The organism is Cellvibrio sp. UBA7661, from assembly GCA_002483365.1.
In the GTDB taxonomy this organism is placed as follows: Bacteria; Pseudomonadota; Gammaproteobacteria; order Pseudomonadales; family Cellvibrionaceae; genus Cellvibrio.
This window is the reverse complement of the sequence record DLHT01000018.1, coordinates 283,857-297,627: the sequence shown is the minus strand read 5'-3', so window position 1 is coordinate 297,627 and position 13,771 is coordinate 283,857. Positions and strand designations below refer to the sequence as shown.

The window sequence follows — 13,771 nt, the reverse complement described above, 5'->3', positions numbered from 1 at the left end:
TTGAACAATCAGCGGCTTTTTTATTTGTGGTCTGACAGTTAATCAAAAGTGAAAAATGGCTGCTGCGTAAGGGCCTTTCAAGTCAAGATTGGTATTGACGCCATCATCATCAATATTGGCTGTGAGAGCGCGGTAACCAACTTCAATTCCCAGGTCCAGTGCTGAATCAAAAAGGTAACTGATTTTTGCGTTGTAGTCTGCCAGATCATTGCCATCATAACTGATGTAATTCCCTTCAAACCCTGCTGAAAATCCAGTTAAAGGGAGATCAAACTGAAAGCGTGCATAAGCTAGTGGAACTGTAATATCGATGTCCATTTTATCGGTTATTTGAAGGCTTTCGGCTTGCAAGTGCCCGCTGTATTTGCGAAGTGTCACGCCCAAATCGAGATTCAGCCAGTTATCAAGCAATTCATAATACAGCGCTGCGTCTGTGTAGCTTAAATCAATATCCGTTGTGACCTTGCTGCCTGCTGGAAAATTAATATTCCCGACGCTGAAGCTGTTATTGATGGTTCCCGTTTGGCGACTAGTGATATCGTTTTGTTGTAATTTGATATTAGGAAAGAATGGAACTGGATGCTCAAGTGCAATGTAATAAAAATTATTGTTGTTGTCCTTTAGTCCTAATTCATTGACGTTAACGGATGGATTTCCTAACTCGCCGCTATAATCTGCTTGCCAAACGCCTGCGCCTGCGTAAACACCAAATACGGTATCTGCTTGGCTATTGCTGCTCATCGCCAATAAAAGTGCGCTGGCAGATAAACTAAAAATAGGGCTGTATTTACGTAATTTCATAATTGATCCAGAGCTGTTAAATAAAAAGACAGTTTAACGATAAGTTAATGACAGTTGTGTGGACTGCGTTGAAGAATACTCAAGCGTTCGTTAGTAAAAAAAGAGAATTAATTAGTGCGGCGTATTATTTTGTAACAGGTCTAAAAAAACCCGTGCGGCATTATTTAATGTTCGTTGGCTGTGATGGATATAGCCTAATGGGCGCATAATCGGAGGGTGATCAACATCCAGAATTACTAATTGCTCATCGATAATTTTGCGTGGTAACACACCCCATCCCAATCCAATACTCAATAGCATTTTAATGGTGTCGAGATGGTTGGAAATCATCGCAATATCAAGGGGCAACTTTTTATCATCAAATAATGTTTTGATGAGTTGTGTGGTGTAGGTGCTTGTATCCGGCATTATCGCCTGATGCGCGCTTAAATCGGCCAACTGAAGATGCGATTGCGTTGCAAGCGCATGGGTTGGCGCAGCGACAAATTCGAGCTGGTCATGCCAGAGGGTTTGGCTTTGGATTCGCGAATCTTGTTGAAGCGCGAGCGTAATAATGGCGATGTCGAATCTGCCTTGGAGTATTTCATGATATGCCTGCTCCGAATCTAAAAAATGTAAATCCAATTTTACTTGTGGGTATCGGGTTGATAGCTCGCGCAAAAAAGGGGGTAAATAGTGCAGGCCTACATGGTGACTTGTAGCAATACTCAGTTTGCCTTGAACATCGCCTTGTAAGTCTGCAATTGCCCGCTGCGCCGCAATTACCTCTCCTAATATTAGCTTCGCTTTACTTAACAGTACCTGACCAGCCTGGGTTAGAGCGACTTGTCTGCCAATCCGGTCAAATAACGACACCTTTAGTTGTTCTTCTAGTAATGCAATTCGCTTACTAATAGCAGGTTGCGTCAAATGGAGCCGTTCTGCTGCTGCAGAGAAAGAGCCATTTTCAGCAATTGCAACGAAAGCCTGTAAGTGTTGGGTATCCATTGGTTTATTTTTATATTATTCCATTTGGTAATGCAATATATAAAAAAGATAAATTTGTTTTATGGATTTGACGGGCGTAGCATGGCTTCATTACTTACTATGAGTTTCGTTTCAACCTGTGGGCTGAGCTTGTAAGGCTTTATTGGAGATCACTATGGCAAAAACCCTTTATGACAAATTATGGGATGCTCACCTCGTCCATCAAAGCGACGACGGTTCCGCACTTATTTACATCGATCGTCACATCGTGCATGAGGTGACTTCACCTCAAGCATTTGACGGATTGCGTATGGCGGGGCGCAAGCCTTGGCGCGTAGATTCAATCCTTGCGACGCCGGATCATAACGTGCCCACCACCCAGAAAGAGCGTGCTCATGGTGTGAGTGGTATTCAGGATCCGGTGTCATTGATCCAAGTGAAAACGCTTGATGATAACTGTGATGAGTTCGGTATTCTCGAATTCAAAATTAATGATGAGCGTCAGGGGATTGTGCATGTGATAGGCCCTGAAACTGGCGCATGTCTGCCCGGTATGACCGTGGTTTGCGGAGATTCCCATACGGCTACCAATGGCGCTTTGGGCGCATTGGCTCACGGTATTGGGACAAGTGAAGTAGAGCATGTCATGGCGACTCAATGTTTGGTTGCCAAAAAAATGAAGAACATGTTGATCAAGGTGGATGGCAAGCTTGGCCTTGGTGTAACTCCGAAAGACGTTGTGCTCGCCATCATCGCTAAAATTGGTACCGCTGGCGGAACTGGTTATGCGATGGAATTTGGCGGTCAGGTATTTCGCGATATGAGCATGGAAGGCCGAATGACTGTATGCAATATGGCAATTGAAGCAGGCGCGCGCGCTGGTATGGTGGCGGTAGACCAAACCACTATCGATTACGTCAAGGGTCGTACCTATGCTCCCAAAGACGATTTGTGGGAGAAGGCTGTCGCCGACTGGAAAAATTATGTCAGCGATGAAGGCGCACATTTTGATGCAGTTGTGGAAATCAACGGCGCGGATATCAAGCCGCAAGTTAGCTGGGGTACATCGCCAGAGATGGTGGTATCGGTTGAAGATAAAGTACCTGATCCGGCCAATGAAGCGGATCCGGTTAAGCGCAACGATATGATTCGCGCGTTGCAATACATGGGGCTGCAGGCCAACCAACCGATCACTTCCATTCATGTGGATCGTGTATTCATCGGTTCCTGCACCAACTCGCGCATTGAAGATATTCGTGCGGCGGCAGCGGTAGTTAAAGGTCGTCAAAAAGCCGATTCAGTAAAAGAAGCGATTGTTGTTCCCGGCTCTGGTGCAGTGAAAGCGCAAGCAGAAGCAGAGGGCTTGGATAAAATTTTCATTGAGGCGGGCATTGAATGGCGTGAGCCAGGCTGCTCTATGTGTTTGGCGATGAATGCGGACAAGCTTGGTGCTGGTGAGCACTGCGCATCTACTTCAAACCGCAACTTTGAAGGGCGTCAGGGGTACGGTGGCCGCACGCATTTGGTAAGTCCAGCGATGGCGGCAGCAGCGGCAATTGCTGGTCATTTTGTTGATGTGCGTACATTTAACTAAGAGTAGGAGAGCGCTATGAAAAGTTTTACTGTCATACAAGGCATTGCTGCTCCTATGGATCGTGCTAATGTCGATACTGATATGATTATCCCAAAACAGTTTTTGAAATCGATCAAGCGAACGGGGTTTGGCAAAAATCTCTTCGACGAGTTGCGTTATCTCGATGAAGGAAAACCGGATCAGAGTTGTGAAGGTCGCCCGATTAACACGGAATTTCCATTAAATTTTCCGCGTTATAAAAATGCCAGCATTTTACTCGCGCGCGAAAACTTTGGTTGTGGTTCCAGTCGTGAACACGCGCCTTGGGCATTGGATGATTATGGCTTTCGCAGTGTAATTGCTCCGAGCTTTGCAGATATTTTCTTCAATAACTGTTTCAAAAATGGTCTGTTGCCAATTATCTTGAGTGAAGAAATTGTCGATAAATTATTTAAGGAAATGTACGCGGCTGAGGGTTATCAATTAACCGTTGATCTTGCGGCGCAAACTGTCACGACGCCATCAGGTGAAAGCTTTGGTTTTGAAATCGATGCGTTCCGCAAACACTGCTTATTAAATGGCTTGGATGATATTGGTTTGACTCTTGAGCAGGCCGATAAAATTCGTGCTTACGAAACCAAGCGCCGTGCAGAAGCGCCCTGGTTGTTTGATGTGGTGAAGTAATCGAGCCAGCAGTAGCGAAAAAGAATTTTTTAAATTTGGAGAATATTTGTGGGTAAGCATATTTTAATTCTGGAAGGCGATGGTATTGGTCCAGAAATTGTTAAAGAAGCGCGTAAGGTGCTGGATGTGGTTAATGCCAAATTTGATTTGGGTTTAACTTTTGAAAATGAATTGATGGGCGGTTGTGCAATTGATGTGCATGGCGTTCCTTTGGCGGATTCAACGCTGGAAAAGGCACGCAAAGCCGATGCAATTTTGTTGGGTGCAGTAGGTGGTCCCAAGTGGGATAAATTGGATCGCGCCATTCGCCCGGAAAAAGGTCTGCTAAAGATTCGTTCACAATTAGGCTTGTATGCAAATTTGCGCCCGGCACTGTTGTATCCACAATTGGTTGATGCATCGTCGCTTAAACCGGAAGTGGTTTCCGGTTTGGACATTTTGATTGTGCGCGAACTTGCGGGCGGCATTTACTTCGGCGAGCCGCGCGGTATTCGCGTATTGGAAAGCGGTGAGCGTGAAGGTTACAACACCTATAAATATTCCGAGAGCGAGATCATCCGCATCGGCCGCACTGCATTTGAAATGGCGCGCAAACGCAACAGTAAAGTCTGCTCGGTCGATAAAGCCAATGTGCTTGAGGCGACTATGTTGTGGCGCGAAGTGATGGATACCCTGCATAAAGAGTATCCTGATGTTGAATTATCACATATGTATGTGGATAACGCCGCTATGCAACTGGTGCGCGCGCCCAAGCAATTCGATGTGTTGGTGACGGGTAACATGTTTGGTGATATTTTGTCCGATGCGGCTGCTATGCTAACTGGCTCTATTGGTATGTTGCCATCGGCTTCACTGGATAAAGATGGTCGCGGTATGTATGAGCCGTGTCACGGTTCTGCACCGGATATCGCTGGACAGGGTATTGCTAACCCGCTGGCGACTATTTTGTCGGTATCCATGATGTTGCGTTATTCGCTCGGTTATCCGCAGGTGGCGGATGCGATTGAAGTGGCAGTGGGTAAGGTGTTGGATCAAGGTTATCGCACCGCCGACATTTATACGGAAGGTAAGATCAAAGTATCTACCTCGCAAATGGGTGATGCCGTCGTTGCGGCTTTGAATTGATTTTCGCTTGAATATTTAAAGAGAGACTGAGATGAAAGTAGGTTTTGTAGGTTGGCGCGGTATGGTGGGTTCCGTATTGATGGAACGTATGCAGTCTGAAAATGACTTTGCAGATATCCAACCAGTATTTTTCACTACCTCCAATGTAGGCGGCGCTGCGCCAGCGGTAGCGGCCGATTTGCCGGCATTGAAAGATGCTTATTCGGTCGATGATCTTAAGCAGCTTGATGTGATTATCACCTGCCAGGGTGGCGATTACACCAGCGAGATTTTCCCAAAGCTGCGTGCTTCCGGCTGGAATGGCTATTGGATCGACGCGGCTTCCAGTCTGCGTATGGAAGACGATGCGGTCATTATTCTTGATCCGGTCAATCGCAATGTGATCGATGCTGCTCTGCAGAAGGGCGTTAAAAACTTTATTGGTGGCAATTGCACTAACTCCATTATGTTGATGGGTGTGGGTGGTTTGTTCCATGCAGGTCTGGTGGATTGGGTTAGTTCCATGACCTATCAAGCAGCTTCGGGCGGTGGTGCTAACCATATGCGCGAACTGTTGAAAGGCATGGGTGTAATCCATAATGCCGTGGCCGATGAGCTGGCAACTCCGGCTTCTGCCATTTTGGATATCGATAGAAAAGTGGCTAGCACTATCCGCAATGATGTGCCGCGCGAATTTTTCCCTGCGCCTTTGGCAGGTGGTCTGATTCCTTGGATCGACAAGCAATTGGATAACGGCCAGTCCAAAGAAGAGTGGAAGGGGCAAGCCGAAGTTAACAAAATTCTGGGTACCGAAAGCACTATTCCTGTCGACGGTTTATGTGTGCGTATCGGCGCTATGCGTTGCCATAGTTTGGCATTGACCATCAAACTGAAAAAAGACCTGCCGCTGGATGAAATTGAGTCCATCATCAAGTCGGGTAATGACTGGGTGAAATTTGTGCCTAATGATCGCAGTATCACCGAGCAAGAACTGACACCGGCGTCTATCACTGGCGGTCTCAAAATTGGTGTGGGCCGCGTGCGCAAGCTCAATATGGGACCTGAGTATGTGTCTGCTTTCGTGATTGGTGATCAGCTATTGTGGGGTGCGGCGGAACCTTTGCGTCGCATGTTGCGTATTTTGAAAGAGTCTAAATAGTTAGTCTTTCAAAAATAGTTGCTCTTTCTAAACAAGAAAGAACGGAAAACCCCGGAGTTAAAATCCCGGGGTTTTTGCTTTATATAACCGTTTTGGTGATAAATAAGGATTTAAATGTCAGTCGTTTTTCACATTTTTGCTAAAACACATGAAAAAATCCGCAAAAAAGCGCCTATGTTGAGCCTTTGTCAAGACCCCAAGTATTGATAAAAACCTATTTATAATGAATACTTACGAACGATACTGAAGATTCATTCGAGGTTTTGCACCTCTCAGGCATAGCGCTTCATACCCTCATAGCGCTGTGTTAATCAACTAAAATGTCTGGCTAACCAAGCTCAATTTAGCCGTGGAATAATAAAAGGATAGCGCTATGCGTCTTCGTCAGTTGGTTTTAGCCTGTGGTCTCACATCTTTTATGCTGTCGCCTTATGCGAGTGCATTGGGATTAGGTGAGGTTACGCTTAAGTCAAGTTTGAATCAGCCTCTTGAGGCTGAGGTTAAGCTGCTTGATACGCGTGATTTAACAGCTGAACAGATTTTGGTGGCTCTTGCATCACCTGCTGATTTTGAACGTAACGGCGTAGACAGACTGTACTTTTATACGGAATTTCAGTTTGAGGTTGTTCTTGATGCTGCCGGTGGACCTAAGGTTATCATTACATCCCGCAGCCCCGTGCGCGAACCTTACTTAAATTTTCTGATTGAGGCGCGTTGGACTGCCGGTCGCTTGTTGCGCGAATATACCTTGTTGATGGATCTGCCCACCTTTGATGAAAATGGTAGTTCGCAATCTGTACAGGCTGCCACCCAATCTGAACCTCAGCCTCAATCTGGTGCTGCTACTGGGTCTAGGTCGACGGTAAAAAGGTCTGAGCCGAGTTATCAAGCTCCTCGCCAATCCGTATCTACATCTAGGGCTAGTCTTGATGGTGATGAATATGAGGTTCGTCAAAACGATACTCTCTGGGATATTGCTTTACGTGCGCGTAATGATTCCAGTGTGTCTGTTCATCAAAGTATGATGGCGCTATATCACGCCAATCCAGATGCGTTTATCAATGGGAATATCAATCGTCTGCGTCGTGGTCAAGTATTGCGTATTCCTGATGTAGAAGAGATGAAATCATTAGGGAAATCCGAGGCGGTAAGTCAATTTGCTCAAGCAACAGGCGAGTCGGATTCGGGCGCTCAACTGAGTGCATCGCGCCGTACATCTGCGCCTCGTGTGGAGCCTACTGAAGCCAGTGGCAGAGTGAAGCTCGCCGCGCCATCATCGGGTGCAAGTGCTGGTCAAGGTAGTGGCGCTAACGATGGTGCCGGGAAGGCACTAGAGTCTGAACTTGCAGTTACGTTGGAAGAGCTGGATAAATCCAAAGCTGAAAATACAGAATTAAATGCACGCGTGAGGGATCTTGAAGAACAAATTCAGACAATGGAGCGTTTGGTTGAGGTCAGTAATGAAAAGCTGCGTGCATTGCAGGTTTCTGCTACAAAAACCGTTGAAGAAACTGAAACTTTGTCTTCAGTTTCTGCTGAACCTGCACCTGTCGTAGCTGCCACTACACCTAGTGCTGTTGCCCAATCTTCACAATCTGTCGCACCTAAGGTTGTCATGCCTTCAGTTCCTGCACCTACGTTGGCAGATAAGGCTATTGAAAATGCTCCATGGATAGGGCTGGGGGTTTTGGGGCTTGTAGGTGCAGGTTTATTTGCGTATCGCCGTCGTAAACAAGCTGAGACTCAACAAGAAGAACAAGAAGATGTTTTCGCCATGGATGATTCTGTGGCAGAGCATGAAGAGCAAGTTTTTGAACATGAAGAGCACCATGCTATAGATGACTCCTCTTTATTCGATGAGAGTGATCAGTCCACAGCGGTTGCTGAAACGGGTGATGTTGTTGGTGAGGCTGATATTTATATTGCGTATGGCAAGTTAGATCAGGCTGAAGAAATGCTGGTCAATGCGTTGCAGAAAGATCCTGAGTCTGCAGATATTCGCATGAAATTGCTTGAAGTTTATGCGCAACAGCAAAATGCTCCAGCTTTTGATAAGCATTATGCTGCGCTTCTGCCACTGGCAAGTGCTGCTGTTTTGGCTCGGGCATCGGAATTGCGCGACGGCATTGCTGGCGCAGGCGAGTTTGACGCTGTAGATGCTTCTTCAAATATGCAGGATGACAGTAATGATAATTTCCTGCTTGATGATTTTAATCTTGATGAAGAGCCGCCTCAAACTGTCGTAACCAATACCGAAAATGCTGACTTCGATTTTTCATTGGACTTTGATGACCATGAAGAAAATCTTGCCTCTGTGCAACAAGATGATGTATTCGCCAAAAATACTGATGATCCGGCAACTGCATCGTTAAATGAATTTGAATTAGATCTGGATGATGATTTTTCGCTTGAATCAGAGCCCGATGACCTATCTGAGCTCTCATCGGCGTTAGATGATTTGAATGCTGATTCGCTGCCGCATGATGTTGAAACAGTTTCTTCTTCTGCGGAAGAAGATTTTAGTTTTGATCTGGATTTGAATGACAATCCTTCGGCCAGTTCATTTGAATCGAATGAATTGGTGTTGGATTTGGAGGCCGAAGGTAATGGGGCTGAACCACTTGATGTAGTGGCTGATGATTTTAATTTAGATATGGATGTTGATGATGTTGATTTGGCTGCGCTTGATCATGAAATGCAAAGTCTCGATTTTGATGTAGAGGGCTTTGATTCTGATCTGGCAGGTGATGTATTTGAAAGCCCGGAAGAAAATAATGAAGCCACTGAACTCAACTCATTGGTTGATTCGAGTGGACTTGATTTGGATGACGATCAAAGCTTTATTGCAGGCGAATTTGATAATTTGTCCGATGACATTTCAACTGCGAATCTTAATCTGACCGATGATCTTGATAAGTTTGATCAAGATGTTATGACTGAGGCTATAGAAGATAAGGTTGATGACATATCCATTGATCTTTCGGATGAATTTGAATTTGATACGAAAGAAATTGCTGAAGATAAGTCTTTGGTAGAGCTTACATCTAACGATGATGTTGATTTTGCTGTGACGGAAGCGTTAGAAAATGAACATGAAGAAGGAGTTGATGAGCTAAATAGCCCTACTGATCTTGCTTTTGTGAGCTCACCCGAGGTGGAGCAGCCTGTCATTGATCTTGAGCTGCAAGATGAGATACCAGCTTCGCATAACTTCATTGATGTTGATACTCCGATTGATGAGAACGTGGCGCTTGAGGAAGTTCATAATGACCATGAAGAGGATCTGTTTACCCAAGCCTTGTCAGACTTTTCTGCTGAAGATGACATTAATTTGAATTCTTTTTCTAGCGACGAAACAGCTTTGGATGATTTATCTGATGAAGAGATGGACGCAGAGCTGGATTTCTTGGCAGATGCTGATGAGGCTGCCACAAAGCTTGATTTGGCGCGAGCTTATATCGATATGGGTGATGCAGATGGAGCAAAGGACATTCTTTCCGAGGTGTTGGGCGAGGGTAACGATGAGCAGCGTAAAGAGGCGAATGAGTTGCTTGCTCGTATAGGCTAAATATTGTTTGTGTAAAAAAGCCTTGCACTAAAGTGCAAGGCTTTTTTTGTTTTGTACTTTCCTAATTTTGGATTAGCTCCTGCATATGAGTGAAAACTATATTCCTGTATCCAAACCATATACTCGAAATGGTGAAATTGTGGCAGATACTATATGGCCAGAAGGAATGAATCGTATCGCCTTATGTGTAGAGTATAAGGGGACGGATTACCATGGGTTTCAGGTTCAGCCGAGTGGAGTAAAAACGGTACAGCATGCTTTGGAAGCGGCACTTTCTAAAGTTGCTAATGAGACTGTCTCATTGGTTTGTGCTGGTCGGACAGATGCTGGCGTTCATGCAACCAGCCAGGTTATTCATTTTGATACTGTCGCTTTGAGGCCTGAAAAGGCGTGGTCGAGAGGCACTCGCCCCTATTTGCCTGATTCTATTAGTGTGCGCTGGGCAAAAATGGTGGAGCCACAGTTTCATGCTCGTTTTAGTGCCTTGAATCGAACATATCGATATTTAATTACTGATGCCAAAGCTCAACCAGGATTGTTGCACGATCAAATCACGTGGTCTTCACGTCCGTTGAATGTTGATTTGATGCGAGATGGAGCATCTTATCTTGTCGGAAAGCACGATTTTACATCTTTCAGGGCTACACAGTGTCAGGCTAAAAGTCCTATTCGCCAGATTAATTATCTGCACATAGTTAGACGAGGTGAGTTGATTATTTTGGAGGTGCAAGCCAACGCATTCTTGCATCACATGGTGCGTAATATGGTTGGTGTATTGATGGCTGTCGGCGCTGGCGATAAACCTCCTGTATGGGTTGCGGAGGTCCTTGCTGCGCGCGATCGTAGCGCAGGAGGTGTGACAGCCAAGCCGTTTGGGCTTTATTTGGTTGGCGTTGAATATCCCTTACATTTTTCTCTGCCGGGTTGTACACCCGGCCCTTTGTTTTTGGCTGATCCGTTAGGAATGCTTTGAAAAACCTGGGAATTGTTGGCTGCAGCATCTTTGCGGCTTTTCGATGTTAACTCTGTTAATATCGCTGCTTATTTTGCTTGCTTCAGTGTTGTCCCGTTCAATATTGATCCGTCTGTAAGCCAGTGGGAGCGTTGGATTTGACCAAAACACGCGTAAAAATCTGTGGTATTACCTCAATCGAAGACGCTCTGGTTGCTGTAGATGCTGGGGCAGACGCATTGGGCTTGGTTTTTTATGAGGCAAGCCCTCGTTCAGTATCAATTTCACAAGCTCGCCAAATTGCCTTGGCCGTAGGCCCCTTTGTAGTTGTTACAGGTTTGTTCGTTGATGCTGATCCGGAATTCGTTAATGCCGTATTAAATGATGTTCCTTTACAGTTGTTGCAATTTCATGGCAATGAATCTCCGGATTACTGTTCTTTCTTTCATCGGCCTTACATAAAAGCCTTGCGTATGCGACCAGAGTTGGATGTTGTTACTAGCATAGATTCTTATCCAAATGCGTCAGGAATTTTATTGGATGCTTATCGACCAGGTGTTCCCGGGGGTACAGGTGAAACATTTGAGTGGACACGTGTTCCAGCTCAATCGTTAAAACCAATAGTGTTAGCGGGAGGACTTACCCCTGACAATGTTGGAGAAGCAATTCGGACAGTTTCGGTCTATGGGGTTGATGTCAGTGGTGGTGTAGAATTGGCGCCAGGGAAAAAAGACCAGAGCAAAGTAACTTCTTTTATCAATAATGCACGGCTTGCCGCGGGTTGATTTATTCCGCCATGCCATTTTTACAGGTGATTAAACGGTGAGTAACACTGAGCAGTATTCTTCTATCGATTACAGTGCCTTTCCGAGTGAGGATGGTCATTTTGGTCCTTATGGTGGGCGTTTTGTATCTGAAACCTTAATCTACGCACTTGATGAGCTTCAATCAATTTATTCAAAATTAAAAGATGATGCTGGCTTTCAAGCCGAGTTTGATAAAGATATGGCGCATTATGTTGGCCGACCTTCGCCTCTTTATCTTGCAGAGCGTTGGACGCGGGAATTAGGTGGTGCACAAATATTCTTAAAACGTGAAGATTTAAACCATACTGGTGCCCATAAAGTAAACAACACAATAGGTCAGGCGCTGCTTGCCAAATTTACCGGTAAGTCGCGTGTAATTGCCGAAACCGGCGCTGGTCAGCATGGTGTTGCAACTGCAACTGTTGCAGCAAGGCTGGGGTTGAAGTGTCGTGTTTATATGGGCGCGGAAGATGTTAAACGCCAAGCTCTTAATGTTTATAGAATGAAATTGCTCGGGGCAGAAGTGTTCCCTGTAACTTCAGGCTCGCGTACATTAAAGGATGCGATGAATGAAGCTATGCGCGATTGGGCAACTAACGTAGATGATACTTTCTATATAATCGGTACTGTTGCTGGACCTCATCCTTATCCGCAATTAGTGCGTGATTTCCAATCAATTATCGGGCGTGAAGCTCGTCGTCAATGTCTTGAGCAAGCTGGCCGTTTACCAGATGCCTTGGTTGCCTGTGTTGGCGGGGGTTCAAACGCTATAGGTCTATTTCATCCCTTCCTAACAGACGCATCAGTCAAAATGTATGGTGTTGAAGCGGGCGGTTTGGGCATTGAAACTGGCAAGCATGCTGCCCCATTAAATAAAGGCGTTCCTGGTGTCTTACATGGTAATCGTACTTACCTAATGGAAGATGAAAACGGCCAGATTATCGAGACTCATTCGGTTTCTGCGGGCTTGGATTATCCGGGAGTTGGCCCTGAACATTCATGGTTAAAAGATATTGGTCGAGTCAACTATGTTGCGATCAATGACGATGAAGCCCTTGCGGCATTTCGCAAGGTGACCAAAACAGAAGGGATTATGCCTGCATTGGAGTCTAGTCATGCTCTGGCATATGTTGAAAAACTGGCACCTACCATGACTAAAGATCAAATTATTATTGCAAACCTTTCGGGGCGTGGTGATAAAGATATCCTTACTGTGGCGGGATTGGATGGCATCACTGTCTAAGAGTGCCTGACCGAATTTTAATGAGCCAAGAAAATGGCTAATGATTGATTATCAGGAATTATTGATGAGTCGTATTTCCCAGCATTTAAGTCAGGCTAAAGCGTCCGGTAAAAAAATTCTGGTTGCTTATATCGTGAATGGTGATCCTTATCCTCAGGCTACCCTAACCACTATGCATGCAATGGTGGAGCAGGGGGTCGATGTTATTGAGTTGGGTGTGCCATTTTCCGATCCGATGGCAGAAGGTCCTGTGATCCAAAAAGGTCATGAGAGGGCATTGGAGCATGGCATTAGCCTGAAGGGAACTTTGGAGCTTGTTAGAGAGTTCCGTAAAACTAATGACACAACACCTGTTGTGTTAATGGGATACGCCAATCCTGTAGAGCGTTTTGGTTATGCTGAATTTGCTCTCGCAGCTTCTGGAGCAGGTGTCGATGGATTATTGACTGTTGATTTGCCGCCAGAAGAAGTGTCGGTTCTAAAAAGCGAATTGGATAGTTGTGGTTTGGATAATATTTTTCTGTTGGCTCCCACTACAACACTTGAGCGGGCAAAAAAGGTTGCTGCGCATGCAAGCGGATTTTTGTATTACGTGTCATTAAAAGGCGTTACTGGAGCAGGGCACCTCGATGTCGATGCAGTTAAAACGAAGTTGGCTGAGTTTGGTCAATTAACAGATTTACCCGTGTGTGTTGGCTTCGGGATCAAAGATCCTCAAACTGCAAAAGCAGTTTCAGCTTTGGCTGATGGAGTGGTGATTGGCAGTGTGCTTGTTGATAAAATGGGCGCGATGGCTGATAAAACGGCAGATGAAATTGCAGCTGCAGTTGGCGATATTGTCAGCGGCATTCGAGTAGCTATTGATTCTATTTGATTATTGAAATTTAGATGAGGCTTTCATTTTTGAAAGGGTCA

General features: G+C 45.3%; 11 protein-coding genes. 9 read left to right on the top strand and 2 right to left on the bottom strand.

The window, feature by feature from the left end; translation table 11 throughout:
* Positions 1-42: 42 nt before the first annotated feature.
* Positions 43-801 carry a TIGR04219 family outer membrane beta-barrel protein gene (locus B2739_RS16480; protein WP_331346938.1) on the bottom strand — a complete coding sequence of 253 codons (759 nt, stop codon included), beginning with the start codon at positions 799-801 and terminating at the stop codon, positions 43-45.
* 111 nt (positions 802-912) lie between these two features.
* Positions 913-1,788, bottom strand: a complete 876-nt coding sequence (locus B2739_RS16475; RefSeq protein ID WP_331346937.1) for a LysR family transcriptional regulator — start codon at positions 1,786-1,788, stop codon at positions 913-915.
* A gap of 154 nt (positions 1,789-1,942) precedes the next feature.
* On the opposite strand from B2739_RS16475, the gene leuC reads away from it, so the two are divergent.
* The 9 genes from leuC to trpA all read left to right on the top strand — a co-directional run bounded on the left by leuC (position 1,943) and on the right by trpA (position 13,730).
* Positions 1,943-3,361 carry a 3-isopropylmalate dehydratase large subunit gene (leuC, locus tag B2739_RS16470; RefSeq protein ID WP_331346936.1) on the top strand — a complete coding sequence of 473 codons (1,419 nt, stop codon included), beginning with the start codon at positions 1,943-1,945 and terminating at the stop codon, positions 3,359-3,361.
* Between the two features lie 15 nt (positions 3,362-3,376).
* Entirely contained in the window at positions 3,377-4,024 is a 648-nt protein-coding gene (gene leuD / locus B2739_RS16465) for a 3-isopropylmalate dehydratase small subunit (protein WP_331346935.1), read from the top strand.
* 48 nt (positions 4,025-4,072) lie between these two features.
* On the top strand, positions 4,073-5,149 hold the full coding sequence (leuB, locus tag B2739_RS16460; protein WP_331346934.1) for a 3-isopropylmalate dehydrogenase: 1,077 nt from the start codon (positions 4,073-4,075) through the stop codon (positions 5,147-5,149).
* 31 nt (positions 5,150-5,180) lie between these two features.
* Complete coding sequence (gene asd / locus B2739_RS16455; protein ID WP_049629858.1) at positions 5,181-6,287, top strand: aspartate-semialdehyde dehydrogenase; 1,107 nt, start codon at positions 5,181-5,183, stop codon at positions 6,285-6,287.
* A gap of 373 nt (positions 6,288-6,660) precedes the next feature.
* Positions 6,661-9,855 (top strand): FimV/HubP family polar landmark protein, encoded by a 3,195-nt coding sequence (locus B2739_RS16450; RefSeq protein ID WP_331346933.1) that lies wholly within the window; start codon positions 6,661-6,663, stop codon positions 9,853-9,855.
* A gap of 85 nt (positions 9,856-9,940) precedes the next feature.
* On the top strand, positions 9,941-10,828 hold the full coding sequence (gene truA / locus B2739_RS16445; protein WP_331346932.1) for a tRNA pseudouridine(38-40) synthase TruA: 888 nt from the start codon (positions 9,941-9,943) through the stop codon (positions 10,826-10,828).
* Positions 10,829-10,965: 137 nt separating this feature from the next.
* Positions 10,966-11,592: a phosphoribosylanthranilate isomerase gene (locus tag B2739_RS16440; protein WP_331346931.1), complete on the top strand. Its 627-nt coding sequence runs from the start codon at positions 10,966-10,968 to the stop codon at positions 11,590-11,592.
* Positions 11,593-11,629: 37 nt separating this feature from the next.
* The gene (trpB, locus tag B2739_RS16435) at positions 11,630-12,856 is read left to right on the top strand and encodes a tryptophan synthase subunit beta (protein ID WP_331346930.1); all 1,227 of its coding nucleotides are present in this window, start codon (positions 11,630-11,632) and stop codon (positions 12,854-12,856) included.
* A gap of 64 nt (positions 12,857-12,920) precedes the next feature.
* Complete coding sequence (trpA, locus tag B2739_RS16430) at positions 12,921-13,730, top strand: tryptophan synthase subunit alpha (RefSeq protein WP_331346929.1); 810 nt, start codon at positions 12,921-12,923, stop codon at positions 13,728-13,730.
* The last annotated feature ends 41 nt before the right edge of the window (positions 13,731-13,771 follow it).

What these genes read in the sequence shown, in the direction of transcription:
- leuC (WP_331346936.1), top strand. Translation starts at nt 1,943, where the DNA reads ATGGCAAAAACCCTTTATGACAAATTATGGGATGCTCACCTCGTCCAT.
- B2739_RS16475 (WP_331346937.1), bottom strand. Translation starts at nt 1,788, where the DNA reads ATGGATACCCAACACTTACAGGCTTTCGTTGCAATTGCTGAAAATGGC.
- asd (WP_049629858.1), top strand. Translation starts at nt 5,181, where the DNA reads ATGAAAGTAGGTTTTGTAGGTTGGCGCGGTATGGTGGGTTCCGTATTG.
- leuD (WP_331346935.1), top strand. Translation starts at nt 3,377, where the DNA reads ATGAAAAGTTTTACTGTCATACAAGGCATTGCTGCTCCTATGGATCGT.
- B2739_RS16480 (WP_331346938.1), bottom strand. Translation starts at nt 801, where the DNA reads ATGAAATTACGTAAATACAGCCCTATTTTTAGTTTATCTGCCAGCGCA.
- truA (WP_331346932.1), top strand. Translation starts at nt 9,941, where the DNA reads ATGAGTGAAAACTATATTCCTGTATCCAAACCATATACTCGAAATGGT.
- trpA (WP_331346929.1), top strand. Translation starts at nt 12,921, where the DNA reads ATGAGTCGTATTTCCCAGCATTTAAGTCAGGCTAAAGCGTCCGGTAAA.
- B2739_RS16450 (WP_331346933.1), top strand. Translation starts at nt 6,661, where the DNA reads ATGCGTCTTCGTCAGTTGGTTTTAGCCTGTGGTCTCACATCTTTTATG.